This window comes from Streptomyces tropicalis, from assembly GCF_029269835.1.
Lineage (GTDB): Bacteria > Actinomycetota > Actinomycetes > Streptomycetales > Streptomycetaceae > Streptomyces > Streptomyces tropicalis.
In genome coordinates, this window is the sequence record NZ_JARJBB010000001.1 from 402,927 (window position 1) to 421,251 (window position 18,325).

Below are 18,325 nucleotides of genomic sequence, written 5' to 3' on the forward strand. Positions count from 1 at the left end.
GCCGAACGGCGGCAGCCACACGGTCCGCGCTCTCGGGAGGATCATCCATGACCGCCAGTCTGGAGCAATTGCGCCGCTGCCATTTCGCCGTCGACCTGGGAGCGGCCCGGACCCGTGTGTACGTCAAGGGCTCGGGACTGGTCGTCGACCAGCCCTCGGTCGCCGCGGTCAACACCCGCACCGGCGCGCTGATCGCCGTCGGCGAGTTCGCGGAGCGGATGACGGGCCGCACCCCGCACTACATCCGGGTGGTGCGCCCGGTCTCCGGGGGGACCGTCGTCGACATCGAGATGGCCCAGCGCATGCTGCGGCACCTGCTCGGCGACAAGATGCGCCGGTCGCTGCGGCGCAAGCCCCGGCTGCGGGCCGCGGCCTGCACCCCGCACGACTCCGATCCGCTCGCCCAGCGGGCGACGATCGAGACCCTCGTGGGGCTCGGCGCCCGCCGCGTGGAGCTCGTCGACACCCTCATCGCGGCCGCCGTCGGCTGCGGGCTGCCCGTGGAACGCGCCGAGGCCACCATGATCATGGTGTGCGGGGCCGCGGCCACCCAGGTGGCCGTCCTGTCCCTCGGCTCCATCGTCACCGCCGAGCGCATTCCCGTCGGCGGGGAGGCCGTCGACCACGCGATCGTGCAGCACCTGCGCCAGCAGCACGCGCTGACGCTGCCGAGCCAGTCGGTACGCCCGCTGCAGATCGCCCTGTCCGGGAACGGCATCACCTCGTCCGGCCCGACGTCCACCGAGATCCACGGGCGGGACGTGGCCACGGGCCTGCCCCGGTCGGTCCGGATCGACACCGCCGCCGTCCGGGACGCCATCCAGACCCCGCTGACGGCCGTGCTCGACGGCATCGGCAAGGTGCTGCGGGAGTGCCCGCCCGACCTGGTGGCCGACCTCGCCGACCGCGGGATCATGATGGTCGGCGGCTCCGCCCTGCTGCCCGGCCTGGACCAGATGCTGCGCCAGGCGACCGGCATGCCGGTGCACATCGCCGAACGGCCCGACGTCTGCGCCGTGCGGGGCCTCGGCGAGATGCTGGAGGGCAGGATCGAACCGCTCGTCCTGGACCCGCTGAGCGCCTGAGCCCCCGCCGACCACCCCGAGCCGGGTGGCGGGACCCCCGTCACCGGGGTCCCGCCACCCGGCTCGAAGCGTTCCGGCCGCCGGACCGGGACGGCGCCGGACGGGAGCGCCCGCCGCATCGGCACGGCCACCCGCCCCGGCCGAGACCCGCCCCCGCTCTCCCCTCCTGCGCTCCTGCGCTCCTGCGCTCCTGCGCTCCTGCGCTCCTGCGCCTGCACGAGACATTCCCGGAGGACCGGGATCCACTGCCGTGAGGCTCAGTGACGGCGCCGGCCCTGATCGACCGCACCCCACCACACCACGCCTGCCGCCCCCGGCAGCGGCCCGGCCGCACCGCCGGTCCGCCGTCGCGGCAACAGGCATGCCGTCATGCTCTTTTGAGCTCCTGTCAAAGCCCGTGGACCGCCTGCGCACAGACCTCGTCCGGCCCGTCCGACGGGTCGTTCGCTCGACCTGCTCACGGTGCGGCCTCGCCCCGTGCCACTCAACTTCTCTGCTGAGCGGCCCTGTTCATGGACGACCACGGCGCGACGGTCCTGATGGAGGCGATGGGGAGGGCACGTACGCCCCCGCACGGCGGGCGGTCGGCGACCGGCACGCGGCAGGCCCCCGGAGAAGCCACCACCACGCACCCGTAGGGCTGCCACCCGGCCTGCGTGCACGGGTGCGATCGGCGGGGTCCGGTCGGCGGTGGAGGACGTGGCCCGGGTGCGCGCGGACCCGGGCGCGGGGCACACCGGTGCGCCGCCGAGGGCGGGCGTGCAGGGCGGGCATGGAGCCGGGATCCGCCGATGGACGCCCCGACCAGCGGGTGCGCTGGCCGGAACGTTTCTCCGTCACCACTTGTGTGGTGGGGCGGGTGGGACTCGAACCCACGGCCGACGGATTATGAGTCCGCTGCTCTAACCGGCTGAGCTACCGCCCCGTTACGGCGCGTCGCGTACAGATGTGCGCGCCGTCTGCCGCAGCATAGCCGCTCATACGATCTCCTGCTTCGCCATGGTCGGCTTGCTGCGGCCCTCCATGACCTTGAGGACCTCGTCGCGGAGCCCGCGGTTCCCCAGGTCACGAAACCGGACATGAAAAAGGACCCCGAAGGGTCCTCGTTCAGCATGCTCCCCCGACTGGACTCGAACCAGTAACCTGCCGGTTAACAGCCGGCTGCTCTGCCAATTGAGCTACGGAGGACCGAGCTCCCCCGACTGGACTCGAACCAGTAACCTGCCGGTTAACAGCCGGCTGCTCTGCCAATTGAGCTACGGAGGAATGCCTCGTTTGCATCGAACGTACCTCACTGGGTATCCGCCAGGGGGCACGCGCTCGCTGCGACACATACATTAGCGCAAGCAGGGGGGTGCTCCGCCAATCGGCCCTCCCGGGCTTGGACCTCGACTCGAAGGGTGGCCGCCATGCGGTACCGGCTCACGTTCATCGCAGGGCTGGCTCTGGGTTACGTGCTGGGTACGCGGGCCGGACGCGAGCGCTACGAGCTGCTGAAGAAGTCCGCGCGGCAGCTCGCGCAGAACCCGGCGGTGCGCAACACCGCGGAGTCGGCCGCCCAGCAGGGCCGCCGGTTCGCGGGCAAGACGTACCACGTGGTGAGCGACAAGGTCGGCGACCACGTCCCCGACGCGGTGGCCGACCGGGTGCGCTCCCTGCGCGAGCGCAACGGCGACGGCGCCGCCGACGACTGGGGCACCAGCAACACCTAGCCCCCGCGGGGCGTCCGCGGCACCCGCACGACCGGCCGGACGGGCCCGGCGGTGCGTCCCCGGCGCGGCCACCCCTTCCGGTGCGGCAGAATTTTCGCCATGGGGATAGTCGCCGGGTTGGACAGTTCGCCCGATTTCACTCGCATCGTGGTCTGCGACACGGACACGGGGGCCGTGCTCAGGCAGGGCTACGCACCGCATCCGGTAGAGACTCCCGAGGGCGGCGGCCGCCCCGCCGACGTGGACCCGCAGGCGTGGCTGCTGTCGCTCGGGGAGGCCGCGGGAGGCGGGCTCCTGGAGGGCGTGCAGGCCATCGGCGTCTCCGCGCAGGCCAACGCGCTGATCCCGCTGGACGGCCAGGGCGCCACCGTGCGGCCGGCGCTGGTCGGCGGGGACCGGCGGACACAGGTCGCGGCCGCGGACCTGATCGACGCGCTCGGCGGCCGGGAGGCATGGGCGCAGGCCGTGGGGTGCGTACCGCAGGCCGCTCAGCCGGTGACCAAGCTGCGCTGGCTGGCGAAGAACGAGCCGGACGCCGCCCGGCGCACCACCATGCTGCTCCAGGCCCACGACTGGCTGGTGTGGCAGCTGCTCGGGCGCCCGACGCGCCGGACCACCGACCGGGGCGGCGCCTCGGGCACGGGGTACTGGTCGGCGGCGACCGGCGGCTACCGGCCCGACCTGGTGGAGCTGGCGCTCGGTCACCAGGCGGGGCTGCCCGAGGTGATCGGTCCCGCCGAGGCCGCGGGCACCACCCCGGAGGGGCTGCTGATCTCGGCCGGGACCAGTGAGACGCAGGCCGCGGCCTTCGGGCTCGGGATCGGGCTGGGGGACGCGGTCGTCTCGCTGGGCGCCTCAGGTTCGGTGATGGCGGTCCACCCCGAGGCGCTCGTCGACCAGCGCGGGATGATCACGTCGCTGGCCGACGCCACGGGTATGCACCTGCCGGTGGTCACCACACTCAACGCGGTCCGGGCGCTGCGCGGCACCTGCGAACTGCTCGGGCTGCCGGACCTGGACAGCCTGTCCGAGCTGGCGATGAAGTCGACGCCGGGCGCGCACGGGCTGGTGCTGCTGCCCTACCTGGAGGGCGAGCGCACGCCGAACCTGCCGCACACGGCGGGCACGCTGGCGGGCCTGCGCCGGGAGTCGATGAAGCCGGAGCACCTGGCGCGGGCCGCGTTCGAGGGCATGCTGTGCGGGCTGGCGGACGCGCTCGACGTGCTGCGCGGCCGGGGGGTGGAGGTCCGCCGGGTCTTCCTGCTCGGGCAGGCCGCGGAGCTGCCGGCCGTGCAGGCGGCGGCCCCGGCGCTGTTCGGGGCGCAGGTGGTGGTGCCGCAGCCGGCCGACTACGCGGCGACCGGCGCCGCCCGGCAGGCCGCCTGGGCACTGGGCGTCTCCACCGGGGCGCTGGATCCGCGGACCCCGCCGGCGTGGCAGGGCGCGGCGGCGCAGGTCCTGGAGCCCGGCGAGGAGCTGGCGGTGGGCCAGGCGGTGCGCCAGCAGTACGTGTCGGTGCGGGAGCAGACCCATCCGAGCGCGTTCCGCGACTGACCTCCCCCATACGGACGTTCCGGTGCAGAGCACCGCGAAAACCCTGGAACGGAGTGTTCCCCTCCGTTCCAGGTCACCCGTTCGGGGCATTCGGGACGCCACGGCCCAGGACCAAAGGCCGAGTCGGCGTCGGACGTTGGTCCGCTGTCGGGATAATCGGTTGAGGTAACACGGGTGGAGTGTCGGACGATGGGTGCGAAGGGATACCGACGCCCCCACCGCCGACTCCGAGAGACCTAGCGTGCTCATACGACTGCTGCGGACCTACCTCAGGCCGTACAAGAAACCCATCGCACTGCTGGTGCTGCTGCAGTTCCTGCAGACCTGCGCCACCCTCTACCTGCCCACGCTGAACGCCCACATCATCGACAACGGTGTCGTCAAGGGCGACACGGGCTACATCCTGACGTTCGGCGCGCTGATGATCGGCATCTCGCTGGTGCAGGTGGTGTGCAACATCGGCGCCGTCTACTTCGGCGCCCGGACCGCGTCGGCGCTGGGCCGGGACGTGCGGGCCGCGGTCTTCGACCGGGTGCAGTCCTTCTCGGCGCGCGAGGTGGGCCACTTCGGCGCACCGTCCCTCATCACCCGGACGACCAACGACGTCCAGCAGGTGCAGATGCTGACCCTGATGACGTTCACCCTGATGGTCTCGGCGCCCATCATGTGCGTCGGCGGGGTCGTCCTCGCGCTCGGCCTGGACGTGCCGCTGTCCGGGGTGCTGGTCGCGGTCGTGCCGGTCCTCGGCATCTGCGTGACGCTGATCGTGCGCCGGCTGCGCCCGCTGTTCCGGTCGATGCAGACGCGGCTGGACACCGTGAACCGGGTGCTGCGCGAGCAGATCAGCGGCAACCGGGTGATCCGCGCCTTCGTCCGCGACGAGTACGAGAAGGACCGCTTCCGCGGGGCCAACACCGACCTCACCGAGATGTCGCTGGCCACCGGGCGGCTGCTGTCGCTGATGTTCCCCATCGTGATGACGGTGGTGAACCTGTCCTCCATCGCGGTGGTGTGGTTCGGCGCGCACCGCATCGACAGCGGCGGCATGCAGATCGGCGACCTGACCGCGTTCCTCGCCTACCTGATGCAGATCGTGATGTCCGTGATGATGGCCACCTTCATGTTCATGATGGTGCCGCGCGCGGAGGTGTGCGCCGAGCGCATCCAGGAGGTGCTGCTGACCGACTCCAGCGTGGTCCCGCCGCTCGCGCCGGTCACCGAGCTGCGCCGGCACGGGCACCTGGAGATCCGCGCGGCCGGCTTCCGCTACCCGGGGGCCGAGGAGCCCGTGCTGCGGGCGGTCGACCTGGTGGCCCGGCCCGGCGAGACGACCGCGGTGATCGGCTCGACCGGCAGCGGCAAGTCGACCCTGCTGGGGCTGGTCCCCCGGCTGTTCGACGCCACCGACGGCGAGGTCCTCGTCGACGGCGTGGAGGTGCGGGAGGTGGACCCGGCGCTGCTGGCCCGGACCGTCGGGCTGGTGCCGCAGAAGCCGTACCTGTTCGCGGGCACGGTCGCCACCAACCTGCGCTACGGCAATCCGGACGCCACCGACGAGGAGCTGTGGCACGCGCTGGAGGTGGCGCAGGCCAAGGACTTCGTGACCGGTCTGGAGGGCGGCCTGGACGCCCCGATCGCGCAGGGCGGCACCAACGTCTCCGGCGGCCAGCGCCAGCGCCTGGCCATCGCCCGCACCCTGGTGCAGCGTCCGGAGATCTACCTCTTCGACGACTCCTTCTCCGCCCTCGACTACGCCACCGACGCGGCGCTGCGGGCCGCGCTCGGCCGGGAGACCGCCGAGGCGACCGTGGTGATCGTGGCGCAGCGGGTGGCGACCATCCGGGACGCCGACCGGATCGTGGTCCTGGACGAGGGACGGGTCGTCGGCACCGGCCGCCACCACGAGCTGATGGCGGACAACGAGACCTACCGGGAGATCGTGCTCTCCCAGCTGACGGAAGCGGAGGCCGCCTGATGGCAGGGCCGATGGGGCGGATGATGGCCGGGGGCGGCCCCGACAACCGCTCGATGGAGTTCAAGAAGTCCAGCCGGCGGCTGCTGGCCCAGTTCCGCCCGGAACGGGTGACGATCTGCACGCTCCTGCTGTGCGTGGTCGCGAGCGTCGCGCTCAGCGTGATCGGGCCGAAGATCCTCGGCAGGGCCACCGACCTGGTCTTCTCCGGGATCGTCGGCCGGAACATGCCGGCCGGGCTCACCAAGGACCAGGTCCTGGCCTCCCTGCGGCGGCGCGGGCAGGGCGGCATCGCGGACATGCTCCGGAGCACCGACTTCACGCCCGGCCGGGGCATCGACTTCGGCGCCGTGGGCGAGGTGCTGCTGCTGGCGCTCGGCACCTTCCTGGTGGCCGGTCTGCTGATGGCGGTGGCGACCCGGCTGGTCAACCGGTCGGTGAACCGCACCATGTTCCGGCTGCGCGGGGACGTGCAGGCGAAGCTGTCCCGGCTGCCGCTGTCGTACTTCGACAAGCGGCAGCGCGGCGAGGTGCTCAGCCGGGCCACCAACGACATCGACAACATCGGGCAGACGCTCCAGCAGTCGATGGGCCAGCTGATCAACTCGGTGCTGACCATCGTCGGCGTGCTCGTGATGATGTTCTACGTCTCCTGGCTGCTGGCGCTGGTCGCCCTGGTGACGGTGCCGCTGTCCTTCCTGGTCGCCACCCGTGTCGGCAAGCGGTCGCAGCCGCACTTCGTGCAGCAGTGGCGCTCCACCGGCAAGCTGAACGCGCACATCGAGGAGATGTACACCGGGCACACCCTGGTGCAGGTGTTCGGCCGCCAGCGGGAGTCCGCCGCGCAGTTCGCCGAGCAGAACGACGCGCTGTACGAGGCCGGGTTCCGCGCGCAGTTCAACAGCGGTGTCATGCAGCCGCTGATGATGTTCGTGTCGAACCTGAACTACGTGCTGGTCGCCGTCGTCGGCGGCCTGCGGGTGGCCTCGGGCGCGCTGTCCATCGGTGACGTGCAGGCCTTCATCCAGTACTCGCGGCAGTTCTCCATGCCGCTCACGCAGGTCGCCTCGATGGCGAACCTGGTGCAGTCCGGCGTGGCCTCGGCCGAGCGGATCTTCGAGCTCCTCGACGCGGAGGAGCAGCAGGCCGACCCGGTCCCCGGCGTCCGGCCGGAGGAGCTGCGCGGGCGGGTGGCGCTGGAGCACGTCTCCTTCCGCTACGACCCCGACAAGCCGCTGATCGAGGACCTGTCGCTGGCGGTGGAGCCCGGCCACACGGTCGCGATCGTCGGCCCGACGGGCGCCGGCAAGACCACCCTGGTGAATCTGCTGATGCGGTTCTACGAGGTGTCCGGCGGGCGGATCACGCTGGACGGCGTCGACGTCGCCCGGATGAGCCGGGACGAACTGCGCGCCGGTATCGGCATGGTGCTCCAGGACACCTGGCTGTTCGGCGGCACGATCGCGGAGAACATCGCGTACGGCGCCTCCCGCGAGGTCACCCGCGGCGAGATCGAGGAGGCGGCGCGGGCCGCGCACGCGGACCGGTTCGTCCGGACGCTGCCGGACGGCTACGACACCGTGATCGACGACGACGGCTCCGGGGTCAGCGCCGGCGAGAAGCAGCTCATCACCATCGCGCGGGCGTTCCTGTCCGACCCGGTGATCCTGGTCCTGGACGAGGCGACCAGCTCCGTGGACACCCGGACCGAGGTGCTGATCCAGAAGGCCATGGCCAAGCTGCAGCACGGCAGGACGTCGTTCGTGATCGCGCACCGGCTGTCGACGATCCGGGACGCGGACACGATCCTCGTGATGGAGAACGGCTCGATCGTCGAGCAGGGTTCGCACGCCGACCTGCTCACCGCGGGCGGGGCCTACGCCCGGCTGTACCAGGCGCAGTTCGCGCAGGCGGTCGCCGAGGTCGACTAGCCGGAGTGCGCGCCGGGGCCGCTCACCCGCGGGGTGGGCGGCCCCGGCGCGTCAGTCCAGGTAGCCGCGGAGCTGGTCGGCGAAGGCGTGGTCGCGGAGCTTGTTGAGGGTCTTGGACTCGATCTGGCGGATGCGCTCGCGGGTGACGCCGAAGATGCGCCCGATCTCCTCGAGCGTGCGCGGCCGCCCGTCGGCGAGCCCGTAGCGGAGCTGGACCACCTTGCGCTCGCGCTCCCCCAGCGTCGACAGGACGGCCTCCAGGTGCTCCCGCAGCAGCAGGAACGCCGCCGACTCCACCGGGGAGGCCGCGTCGCCGTCCTCGATGAGGTCGCCGAGGGCGACGTCGTCCTCCTCGCCGACCGGGGCGTGCAGGGACACCGGCTCCTGGGCGAGCCGCAGCACCTCGCTGACCCGCTCCGGCGGCAGCTCCAGGTGGGCGGCCACCTCCTCGGGGGTGGGCTCGTAGCCCCGCTCCTGGAGCATGCGGCGCTGGACGCGGACGACGCGGTTGATGAGCTCGACGACATGCACCGGCACGCGGATGGTGCGGGCCTGGTCGGCGAGGGCGCGGGACATGGCCTGGCGGATCCACCAGGTGGCGTAGGTGGAGAACTTGTAGCCGCGGGCGTAGTCGAACTTCTCCACCGCCCGGATCAGGCCGAGGTTGCCCTCCTGCACCAGGTCGAGCATGGTCAGTCCGCGGCCGACGTACCGCTTGGCGACGGACACCACCAGCCGCAGGTTCGCCTCGATCAGCCGCCGCTTGGCCATGCGGCCCCGCACGACGAGCCGGTCCAGGTCGTGGGCGAGGCGGCTGTCCAGGTCGGGGGTGCCGGCCAGCTTCTCCTCGGCGAACAGGCCGGCCTCGACGCGGCGGGCCAGCTCGACCTCCTCGGCGGCGGTGAGCAGCGGGATGCGGCCGATCTCCCGCAGGTACTGGCGGAACAGGTCCGAGGAGGGACCGGCGGTCTCGGTGCGGGCCGGGGCCGCGGGACCGCGCGGCTCGGCGGCGTCGGACCCGGGCTCCGTGAGCGCCTCGGCGGGCGGCTCCCCGGCTCCGGCGGGCCCGGCGGACGGGGGGTCGTCCGGGTCGGCGTCGCGCTCGTGCGCGGACCGGTCCTGCGGGGGTACGGCCGCGACCGCGTCGACCGCCGCGTGCACCGGGGCGGTGCCGCGGCCGGTGGGCGTCTCGTTCTGCGCACGGGTCCGGGTCTGCACGGGGGCGGCCTCCAGGGTGATCGCTGCCGGGGTGGGCGGCAGCGCTGCTCGGGGGACGGGGTCGGCGGCCTCGCCGCTGTCCGTCCCGTACGCGATGAGCGGAACCGCGGGGGTCCAGGACCCGTGGGGGACGGATCTGCCGCGCTCCGAGGACTCAGGCACCGGACCCAGTGTGGGGTACGACACATCGCTGCCACGAGGGGCGTGCGGTGACTTTTTGCATCCGGTCCGTGACCGCGTGGTGATCCCCGCCCGGCGTCCTCGGGCCGGGGCGACCGGCCGGGGGCGGACCGTGAGGCGGGTGGCCCGCCCAGCACATGTCGTGAAGAGGGCGGGCCGCCGTCACAAGGCGGCCGGTCCCCGGTCCCGCAGGGCGCGGTCGTACTGCTGGAGGATCCACAGCTCGTTCTGGACGGCGGTCAGCTGGGCCGGGTCGCCGCCCGCGGCGAGGCGGGTGAAGGTGCTCTGCACGTCGTGGACGCGGCGCTCGACGGCGCGTCGGCGCACGCTGACGAGCTGTGCCCCCGCGTACGCCTCGTCGGCCTCCTTCACGCCCCGGGGCATCATGATCGCCTCGACGGCCAGCTCGGTCACCATCGCGCGGACGGTGTCGTCGGGGGCCGCCTCGCGGACGCGGATCAGGTACTCCTGCGGATCCGAGACCCCGAACTCCGCGCCGCCGGCGTCCAGCACGGCCTGGCGGACGGCCGCGTAGGGCGGGGCGGTGAACTCGTCGACGCCGTACGCGTCGAAGGCCGGGGAGACCAGCTCCGGGCGCTGGAGGGCCAGCTTGAGCAGCTCGCGCTCGGTGGCGTGGACGGGGTTGCGCAGGTGCAGGGCGGGACCGCGGGCCGCGGACGGCGAGGAGGTCCAGCCCGGCTGCTGCGGGCGCTGCTGACGGTCGGGCGCCGGGCCGCGGCCGCCGCGCTCGCGGGCCCAACGCGCGAGCTGCGCCACCCGCTTGACCACGAACTGGGTGTCGAGGATGCCGAGCATCCCGGCGAGCTGCACGGCCACCTCGTGCTGGGCGCCGCTGTTCTTGATGCGGGCGACGACGGGGGCCGCCTCGTCCAGCGCGGCCGCGCGGCCCGCCGGGGTGTCGAGGTCGTAGCGGGCGACGATCTGGCGCAGCGCGAACTCGAAGAGCGGGGTGCGCGGTTCGACCAGGCCGGCGACCGCCTCGTCGCCCTTCGCCAGGCGCAGCTCGCAGGGGTCCATGCCGTCGGGGGCGATGGCGATGTAGGTCTCGGCGGCGAACTTCTGGTCGTCCTCGAAGGCGCGCAAGGCCGCCTTCTGGCCGGCCGCGTCGCCGTCGAAGGTGAAGATGACGCGGGCCGAGCCGTTGTCCATCAGCAGCCGGCGGAGGATCTTGATGTGGTCGCCGCCGAAGGCCGTGCCGCAGGTCGCGATGGCGGTGGTCACCCCGGCCAGGTGGCAGGCCATGACGTCGGTGTAGCCCTCGACGACGACGGCGCGGCTGGACTTGGCGATGTCCTTCTTCGCCAGGTCGATGCCGTAGAGCACCTGGGACTTCCGGTAGAGCGCGGTGTCGGGGGTGTTGAGGTACTTCGGGCCGTTGTCCGCCTCGTAGAGCTTGCGGGCGCCGAAGCCGACGACGTCCCCGCCGATGTCCCGGATCGGCCACATCAGGCGGCCGCGGAAGCGGTCGATGGGGCCGCGGCGGCCCTCCTGGGACAGGCCGGAGAGGACCAGCTCCTTGTCGCTGAAGCCCTTGCCGCGCAGGAAGCGGGTGAGGTGGTCCCAGCCCTGGGGGCTGTAGCCGACGCCGAAGTGCACGGCGGCCGCCTGGTCGAAGCCGCGCTCGGCGAGGAAGACCCGGCCGGTCTCGGCCTCGGCCGAGCCCGCGAGCTGCTCGGCGTACCACTCGGCGGCCAGCTTGTGCGCCTCGACCAGGCGGATGCGCTCGCCGCGCTGGTGGGTGGGGTTGTACCCGCCCTCCTCGTACCGCAGGGTGATGCCGGCCTGGGCCGCCAGGCGCTCGACCGCCTCCGAGAAGGTGAGGTGGTCGATCTTCATGACGAAGGTGAGGGTGTCGCCGCCCTCCTGGCAGCCGAAGCAGTGGAAGAGTCCCTTGCTCGGGCTGACCTGGAAGGACGGGGACTTCTCGTCGTGGAACGGGCACAGGCCCTTCAGGTTGCCGCCGCCCGCGTTGCGCAGCTGGAGGTACTCGGACACCACGGCGTCGATGGGGACCGCGTCCCGTACCGCCTTCACGTCCTCGTCGTTGATCCGTCCTGCCACGCGTGAATTCTACGGGGCGGGACGGACACTCCCCGCGCTACGGGACCAGGCTCTCCAGCGGGACGTGCGGGTCGGCGAGCGCCTCGGTGTCCACGGGCGCCTTGGCGCGGATCAGCTGCTGCACGGTCTCTGTGACGTCCCACACATTGACGTTCATCCCGGCGAGGACCCGGCCCTCCTTCACCCAGAAGGCGATGAACTCGCGCTTCCCGGCGTCCCCGCGGATCACCACCTCGTCGTACGCGCCCGGGGGCGCCCAGCCGGAGTGCTCCATGCCGAGGTCGTACTGGTCGGAGAAGAAGTACGGCACGCGGTCGTAGGCGACGTCCCGGCCCAGCATGGCGCGTGCGGCCGCGGGGCCGCCGTTGAGCGCGTTGGCCCAGTGCTCCACCCGCAGCCGGGTGCCGAAGAGCGGGTGCGGGAAGGACACGGCGTCGCCGGCGGCGTAGATGTCGGGGTCGGAGGTGCGCAGCCGGTCGTCGACGGCGATGCCGCCGCCGTGGGCGCGGTCTGCCGTCTCCAGTCCCGCGGCCTCCGCGAGGGCGGTGCGGGGCGCGGCGCCGATCGCGGCGAGCACGTCGTGGCAGGGGTGCTCCTCGCCGTCGTCGGTGCGGACGGCGAGGACCATGCCGTCCTGCCCGACGATCTCGGTGAGCCGGGCACCGAAGTGGAAGCGGACGCCGTGCTCGCTGTGCAGCTCCGCGAAGAGTCCCCCCAGCTCGGGGCCGAGGACGCCGTGCAGCGGGGTCGGCTCGGGCTCGACGACGGTGACCTCGGCACCGTACTCGCGGGCCGCGGCGGCGACCTCCAGGCCGATCCAGCCGGCGCCCGCGATCACGAGGTGGCCGTTGTCCCGGCCGAGGTGGGCCAGGACGCCCTTGAGCCGCTCGGCGTGGGCGAGGCGGCGCAGGTGGTGGACGCCGGCGAGCCCGGTGCCGGGGATCTCCAGGCGGCGCGGCTCCGCGCCGGGCGCGAGCAGCAGCTTGTCGTAGTGGACGAGGGTGCCGTCGTCGCCGTAGTGGACCGTCTTCGCGGCGCGGTCGATCGCCACGACCGTCTGGCCGAGGTGCAGCTCCACGTCGTTGCGCGCGTACCAGGCCGGTTCGTGCACGAAGACGCTGTCGCGCTCCTCCTTGCCGAGCAGGTAGCCCTTGGACAGCGGCGGGCGTTCGTAGGGGTGGTCGCGTTCGTCGCAGATGAGGATCACCCGGCCGCTGAAACCCTCCGTGCGGAGGGTCTCCGCCGCCTTCGCGCCGGCGAGACCGCCACCGACGATGACGAATGTCTGATCCGCGTCGACCACTTGATGCCTCCTCGTAAGGGTGCCGCCACATGCGAGCGTCCCGCACGGAGCGTGATGCGGGAAGAGGGAGTGACCCGATCAGGCCACGGAGGGTCACCTGGGGACCTCCTGGATCACACGGGTCCCGTGCGTCGCAGCGGGTCCCCCGCCCCTGTCATATGTGCCCCGTCAGGCGGGCGTGAAGCGAGGCGGCCGCGGTGTCGGTGAGCGACGCGACCTGGTCGACCACGACCCGCTTGCGCGCCCGGTCGTCGGGGGCCGCGTCGAACAGGGCGCGGAACTGGGGATCGAGTGCCAGGGGCGCGTGCGCGGTGACGGCCTCGGCCAGCTCGGCGACCACGATCCGCTGGTCGGCGCGGATCCGCTCCTGCTCGGCGCGCTGCATGACGAACCGGTCGGCGACGGCCTTGAGGACCGCGCACTCCATCCGGGTGCCGTGCGGGACGACGAGCTCGGCGCCGTACCGGGTGAGGCGGCCGCTGCCGTACGCCTGGCGGGTGGCACCCTCGGCGGCGAGGCAGAACCGGCCGATGAGCTGGCTGGTGGCGTCCTTCAGACGGGCCTGGGCGACCGCCGTGCCGTCGTACCCGTGCGGCCACCACTCCTGGGCGAGGAGGCGGTCGAGGGCCTCGGCGAGCTCCGCGGGGTCGGTGCCGGCGGGCACGTACCGTCCGGCGGCGACCGTGAAGACGGCCTGCCGCTCCGGCTCGGAGTGCAGGCAGCGGGGGTCGATGTGGCCGGCGTGCAGGCCGTCCTCCACGTCGTGGACGGAGTAGGCGACGTCGTCCGACCAGTCCATGACCTGGGCCTCGAAGCAGGTGCGGGTGCCCGGGGCGTCCTTGCGGACCCAGTCGAAGACGGGCCGGTCGTCCTCGTAGACGCCGAACTTCACCGAAGCCGGGTCGGTGGGGTGGGCGCCGCGCGGCCAGGGGTACTTCGTGGCCGCGTCGAGGGCGGCGCGGGTGAGGTTGAGGCCGACGCTGACGGGGGCGCCGGAGCCGGGGCCGGGCACGAACCGCTTGGGCTCGATACGGGTGAGCAGCCGCAGCGACTGGGCGTTGCCCTCGAAGCCGCCGCAGTCGTGCGCGAACTCGTTGAGCGCCTGCTCGCCGTTGTGCCCGAAGGGCGGGTGGCCGAGGTCGTGGGAGAGGCAGGCGGCCTCCACCAGGTCGGGGTCGCAGCCGAGGGCGGCGCCGAGCTCCCGGCCGACCTGGGCGCACTCCAGCGAATGGGTGAGCCGGGTGCGGGGGCTGGCGTCCCACGACTGCACCGGGTGTCCCTCGCCGCTCCGGGCGCCGAGGATCCGCGGGAGCTCCAGCGGGGTGACCACCTGCGTCTTGCCGGCCAGCCGGCGCAGGGCGGCGGAGTGCAGGACGCGGGCGCGGTCGCGCTGGAAGGCGGTGCGCCCCGGCCGTTTGTCCGGTTCCGGGTCCCAGCGCTCGACGGCCGCGACCGCGTAGCCGGAGGGCGGCACCTGGTTCTGGTGCGCCTGCAGGGAGTTCCGGTACGTCTGCGGGGCCTCGGGGGCGGTGCCTTCCATGCCTCGACAGTAAGCGCAGGCGGTGACATTCGGGGCGTCGGTGTCCGTACGGACGCGTCCGGCGGGCGCCGGCGGCGGCCGCGTCGCGCGGGTGGCGGCTGCCGTGCGCCGGGTCCCGTCGTCGGGCTCCCGCCGTCAGGCTCCCGCCGGGCGCCCGGCGGGCGGGCCGGGCCGGTGCCGTCCGGCGGGCGGGATGCGGCTGAGCCGGCCGGCGAGTTCGCTGCCGATGCTGTGCAGGATGTGCGCCGTGCTGTCGAGGCGGGCGCCGCCGGACGGGGAGCCGTCGTCCCGGGGCGGGCCGGACTCGTCGCGGGAGGGTTTCGGGGCTGTCATACGGCGATCCTGCCCGCGGCAGGTTGCATCGCCGTTGCGGCGCCGTGACGGATGGCCGGACGGGGGCTTCACCCGGCGGGTGCGCGGCCCACGTCAACGGCCAACGGGGCGGCGGCCGTTGCCGGGGTGGTACACGGGCGGCGAACCGGCCCGGGGCGCGGCGCGTCCTCCATGATCGGAGGCCCGCCGGGGGCCACGGGAGGAGACCGTCCGATGCGTCGACCGAAGCGGATGCGACCGCGGCTGCCGCGCACGCGTGCCGGGCAGCGGCGGCTGGTGCGGGCCGTGGCGGCGGGCTGCGTGCTGGCGCTGCTCCCGGCGACGTGGATGTGGACGGCGACCGGCGGCCGGCTGCGCGGCACGGCGGACGCGCCGCGCACCGACGTCGCGGTCGTGTTCGGCGCCGGACTGTGGAACGGCGAGCCGTCGCCCTACCTGGCGCACCGCCTGGACGCGGCGGCCGCGCTCTACCGGGCGGGCCGTGTGAAGGTCCTGCTGGTCACCGGCGACAACAGCCGCAGGGACTACGACGAGCCGGACGCGATGCGCGCCTACCTGACCCGGCACGGCGTCCCGGCCGCGCGGGTCGTGACGGACTACGCCGGCTTCGACACCTGGGACTCCTGCGTGCGCGCCCGGAAGATCTTCGGGGTGCACCGCGCGGTGCTGGTCAGCCAGGGCTTCCACATCCGGCGGGCGGTCGCGCTGTGCGACGCGGCCGGTGTGGACTCCTGGGGCGTCGGTGTGGAGGAGAAGAACGACGCGACCTGGTACTACGGCGGCACCCGGGAGGTGTTCGCGGCCGCCAAGGCGGCGCTGGACGCGGTGTTCCACCCCGACCCGACGTTCCTGGGCCCGCGGGAGACGGGCGTCGACCGGGCTCTGGCGGGCGCCCGCTGACACGGCGTCCGCGGTCGCCCCGCCGCACTCCCTCCGCGGCGCGGTGCGCGCACGGAGGGGAGGTCCGGCCCCGGTGGTGCTACGGGCGCGGGGAGGGCCAGCGCCCGTCGGGGATCCGCTCGCCGCGGGCCCGCAGCCGGTCGGCGACCGGGGCGGCTGCGACGTAGACCCAGGCGCGCACCGGCGGGCCGCCCGTGTCCCGGTGGACGTCCCGGGCCACCCGCTCGTACAGGTTGCGCGGGTCCCCGGGGACGTACTCCTCCAACCGGTCCAATACGGCCAGGAGTTCGCGGTACGTCCCCGGCCGCGCGGTGACCAGGTCGCCGTGCACGACGCCCTCCCGTTCCTCCACGGCGTAGGGGTAGCCGGGGCCCTCGTAGAGCACGGCGCCGGTCAGCCGGCCGGGCTCCTCGGCACCGGTGCGGCCGCGCAGGAACAGGCCGTGGTTGACGCGCCCGGGGCGGAGGGTGCCGTAGACGAAGAAGGGGAGGGTCACAGAAACGATTCTCTCCCCTCACACAACCCCCTGCGGACCCTATGGACATGACATGTCATGGACTCTTAAATCTCAGAGCGACATCAGCGCCATCCCCACGCGCCCGAGGGCGCCTGCGCTCAAGGAGACCGATGAGTCGGACACGGCACATCCGAGGCACGCGCCTCGCCACGGCCGGCATAGCCGCCACCGCCGCCACCCTGCTGGCCGCAGCGCTCTCCCCCGCCGCCCACGCCGACGGCAGACCCACCAGGGCCGGAGCGATCGAGAACGCCGCGACGGCGCTCCTCGACCATGCGGCGTCCATCGGCATCACGGCCGGCCAGGGTACCGCCGTACGGGACGTGATCGTCGACAAGGACGGCACCCAGCACGTCCGCTACGACCGCACCTACAAGCAACTCCCCGTGCTTGGCGGTGACTTCGTCGTCCACCTGGCACCGAACGGCAGCTACCGCAGCGCCGACCGCGCCGTCCGCAACCGGATCTCGCTGGCGAACGTCACGCCCTCGCTGTCCGCCCCGAAGGCCGCCGACCTCGCGGTCAACGCGCTGCGCGCCGCCAACCTCGGCGAGACCCTGCACAGGATCACCGCCAAGCCGCAGCTCGTCGTCGACGCCCTGCACGGCGCCCCCAAGCTCGCCTGGCGCACCAACGCGGTCGCACAGGACTCGCTCGGCAACCCGGTCGCCCGGACGGTCCTCACCGACGCCCGCACCGGCACGCAGATCGACGCCTGGGACAGCATCGAGACGGCGACCGGCGACGGCCAGTCGCTCTACAGCGGCACGGTTCCGCTCGAGACCACGCAGTCGGGGTCGACCTACCAGCTCAAGGACCCGACGCGCGGCAACACCTACACCGGTGACGCCGCCAACAAGACCGACACGTGCTTCGGCAGCGTCTGCCTGAGCCGGGCACCCTCGACACTGTTCACCGACTCCGACAACCACTGGGGCTCGGGCACCACGGCGGACCGCTCGTCGGCCGCGGTCGACGCCCAGTACGGCACCAACATGACCTGGGACTACTACAAGAACGTCCACGGTCGCAACGGCATCGGCGGGGACGGCAAGGGCTCGTACAACCGCGTCCACTACGGCAACAACTACAACAACGCCTTCTGGGACGACAACTGCTTCTGCATGACGTACGGCGACGGCGACGGCACCACGTTCGGGCCGCTGGTGGCGCTGGACGTGGCGGGCCACGAGATGTCGCACGGCGTGACGTCGAAGACGGCGGCGCTGACCTACTCCGGTGAGTCGGGCGGCCTGAACGAGGCCACGTCGGACATCTTCGGCACGCTGGTGGAGTGGTACGCGAACAACCCGTCCGACCCCGGTGACTACCTCATCGGCGAGAAGATCGTCCGCTCCGGCTTCGGCAAGTCCGCGCTGCGGTACATGGACAAGCCCTCCAAGGACGGCAACTCGGCCGACTGCTGGAGCAGTTCGGTCGGAAACCTCGACGTGCACTACTCCTCGGGCGTCGCGAACCACTTCGCCTACCTGCTGGCGGAGGGCAGCGGCGCGAAGACCATCAACGGCGTCGGCTACGACTCCCCGACCTGCAACGGCTCCACGGTCACCGGCATCGGGCGGGACAAGCTCGGGCAGATCTGGTACCGCGCCCTGACGGTCTACATGACGTCGTCCACGAAATACGCGGGCGCGCGCACGGCGACCCTGAGCGCGGCGAAGGACCTCTACGGCGCCGGCAGCACCGAGTACAACGCGGTGGCCGCGGCCTGGAGCGCGGTCAACGTGTCCTGATCCGGCACGGCACGGCATCGTTCGGTTCCGTACCGCTCTGCTCGGTTCGCAGGAGGCCGGTCCCCCCGTGGGGCCGGCCTTCGGCGTGCGGCGGGGCTCGGGCGCTCCCGGCGGCGCTGGGCCGGGGAGCGGCCGTCGGGGCCCCCGGGCGGCCCGGGGCCCGGGGGTGCCCGCAGCGCGCCGGGGTCACCCGTTTCACCCCCTGGCTCCCGGATTTCTCGACGGGGCGTCAGTCTCGGGGCCG

Annotated in this window: 13 protein-coding genes and 3 tRNA genes; 7 read left to right on the forward strand and 9 right to left on the reverse strand. The window is 73.0% G+C overall.

The features are described from left to right. The first annotated feature begins 47 nt into the window (after positions 1–47). The gene (locus P3H78_RS01830; RefSeq protein ID WP_276106925.1) at positions 48–1,085 is read left to right on the forward strand and encodes a rod shape-determining protein; all 1,038 of its coding nucleotides are present in this window, start codon (positions 48–50) and stop codon (positions 1,083–1,085) included. A gap of 848 nt (positions 1,086–1,933) precedes the next feature. Here the strand turns inward: P3H78_RS01830 and P3H78_RS01835 are convergent. The 3 genes from P3H78_RS01835 to P3H78_RS01845 form a co-directional block, all read right to left on the reverse strand. Continuing rightward, positions 1,934–2,010: transfer RNA gene (locus tag P3H78_RS01835), tRNA-Ile, on the reverse strand. A 190-nt stretch (positions 2,011–2,200) separates the two neighbouring features. Further along, positions 2,201–2,273: transfer RNA gene (locus P3H78_RS01840), tRNA-Asn, on the reverse strand. A gap of 5 nt (positions 2,274–2,278) precedes the next feature. Beyond that, positions 2,279–2,351: transfer RNA gene (locus P3H78_RS01845), tRNA-Asn, on the reverse strand. 143 nt (positions 2,352–2,494) lie between these two features. On the opposite strand from P3H78_RS01845, the gene P3H78_RS01850 reads away from it, so the two are divergent. The 4 genes from P3H78_RS01850 (at position 2,495) to P3H78_RS01865 (ending at position 8,254) form a co-directional block, all read left to right on the forward strand. Then, positions 2,495–2,797 carry a YtxH domain-containing protein gene (locus tag P3H78_RS01850; protein ID WP_276106926.1) on the forward strand — a complete coding sequence of 101 codons (303 nt, stop codon included), beginning with the start codon at positions 2,495–2,497 and terminating at the stop codon, positions 2,795–2,797. A gap of 99 nt (positions 2,798–2,896) precedes the next feature. Next, the gene (locus P3H78_RS01855) at positions 2,897–4,351 is read left to right on the forward strand and encodes a xylulokinase (protein WP_276106927.1); all 1,455 of its coding nucleotides are present in this window, start codon (positions 2,897–2,899) and stop codon (positions 4,349–4,351) included. Between the two features lie 241 nt (positions 4,352–4,592). Beyond that, positions 4,593–6,326: an ABC transporter ATP-binding protein gene (locus P3H78_RS01860; RefSeq protein ID WP_276106928.1), complete on the forward strand. Its 1,734-nt coding sequence runs from the start codon at positions 4,593–4,595 to the stop codon at positions 6,324–6,326. Next, positions 6,326–8,254: an ABC transporter ATP-binding protein gene (locus P3H78_RS01865; protein WP_276106929.1), complete on the forward strand. Its 1,929-nt coding sequence runs from the start codon at positions 6,326–6,328 to the stop codon at positions 8,252–8,254. The genes P3H78_RS01860 and P3H78_RS01865 overlap by 1 nt, the downstream gene beginning before the upstream one ends. Before the next feature lie 51 nt (positions 8,255–8,305). Here P3H78_RS01865 and P3H78_RS01870 read toward each other — a convergent pair whose 3' ends face one another. The 5 genes from P3H78_RS01870 to P3H78_RS01890 all read right to left on the reverse strand — a co-directional run bounded on the left by P3H78_RS01870 (position 8,306) and on the right by P3H78_RS01890 (position 14,910). Further along, a complete protein-coding gene (locus P3H78_RS01870) occupies positions 8,306–9,634 on the reverse strand; it encodes an RNA polymerase sigma factor (protein ID WP_276106930.1) in 1,329 nt (442 codons plus the stop codon). A 180-nt stretch (positions 9,635–9,814) separates the two neighbouring features. Next, positions 9,815–11,734 (reverse strand): DNA primase, encoded by a 1,920-nt coding sequence (dnaG, locus tag P3H78_RS01875; protein WP_276106931.1) that lies wholly within the window; start codon positions 11,732–11,734, stop codon positions 9,815–9,817. A gap of 37 nt (positions 11,735–11,771) precedes the next feature. Beyond that, positions 11,772–13,037 (reverse strand): NAD(P)/FAD-dependent oxidoreductase, encoded by a 1,266-nt coding sequence (locus P3H78_RS01880; RefSeq protein ID WP_276106932.1) that lies wholly within the window; start codon positions 13,035–13,037, stop codon positions 11,772–11,774. Between the two features lie 154 nt (positions 13,038–13,191). Then, complete coding sequence (locus tag P3H78_RS01885; RefSeq protein WP_276106933.1) at positions 13,192–14,577, reverse strand: deoxyguanosinetriphosphate triphosphohydrolase; 1,386 nt, start codon at positions 14,575–14,577, stop codon at positions 13,192–13,194. 135 nt (positions 14,578–14,712) lie between these two features. Then, entirely contained in the window at positions 14,713–14,910 is a 198-nt protein-coding gene (locus tag P3H78_RS01890) for a hypothetical protein (RefSeq protein WP_276106934.1), read from the reverse strand. 213 nt (positions 14,911–15,123) lie between these two features. On the opposite strand from P3H78_RS01890, the gene P3H78_RS01895 reads away from it, so the two are divergent. Then, positions 15,124–15,810, forward strand: a complete 687-nt coding sequence (locus P3H78_RS01895; RefSeq protein WP_276106935.1) for a SanA/YdcF family protein — start codon at positions 15,124–15,126, stop codon at positions 15,808–15,810. A 79-nt stretch (positions 15,811–15,889) separates the two neighbouring features. Here P3H78_RS01895 and P3H78_RS01900 read toward each other — a convergent pair whose 3' ends face one another. Continuing rightward, the gene (locus P3H78_RS01900) at positions 15,890–16,306 is read right to left on the reverse strand and encodes a gamma-glutamylcyclotransferase family protein (protein WP_276106936.1); all 417 of its coding nucleotides are present in this window, start codon (positions 16,304–16,306) and stop codon (positions 15,890–15,892) included. A 131-nt stretch (positions 16,307–16,437) separates the two neighbouring features. Here P3H78_RS01900 and P3H78_RS01905 point away from each other — a divergent pair, with 131 nt between their 5' ends. Continuing rightward, positions 16,438–18,081 (forward strand): M4 family metallopeptidase, encoded by a 1,644-nt coding sequence (locus P3H78_RS01905; protein WP_276106937.1) that lies wholly within the window; start codon positions 16,438–16,440, stop codon positions 18,079–18,081. Positions 18,082–18,325: the final 244 nt, after the last annotated feature.

Excerpts from the sequence above, each read along its gene's own strand:
- P3H78_RS01830 (WP_276106925.1), top strand. The coding sequence starts at position 48 with ATGACCGCCAGTCTGGAGCAATTGCGCCGCTGCCATTTCGCCGTCGAC.
- P3H78_RS01850 (WP_276106926.1), top strand. The coding sequence starts at position 2,495 with ATGCGGTACCGGCTCACGTTCATCGCAGGGCTGGCTCTGGGTTACGTG.
- P3H78_RS01855 (WP_276106927.1), top strand. The coding sequence starts at position 2,897 with ATGGGGATAGTCGCCGGGTTGGACAGTTCGCCCGATTTCACTCGCATC.
- P3H78_RS01865 (WP_276106929.1), top strand. The coding sequence starts at position 6,326 with ATGGCAGGGCCGATGGGGCGGATGATGGCCGGGGGCGGCCCCGACAAC.
- P3H78_RS01885 (WP_276106933.1), bottom strand. The coding sequence starts at position 14,577 with ATGGAAGGCACCGCCCCCGAGGCCCCGCAGACGTACCGGAACTCCCTG.
- P3H78_RS01890 (WP_276106934.1), bottom strand. The coding sequence starts at position 14,910 with ATGACAGCCCCGAAACCCTCCCGCGACGAGTCCGGCCCGCCCCGGGAC.
- P3H78_RS01895 (WP_276106935.1), top strand. The coding sequence starts at position 15,124 with ATGCGTCGACCGAAGCGGATGCGACCGCGGCTGCCGCGCACGCGTGCC.
- P3H78_RS01905 (WP_276106937.1), top strand. The coding sequence starts at position 16,438 with ATGAGTCGGACACGGCACATCCGAGGCACGCGCCTCGCCACGGCCGGC.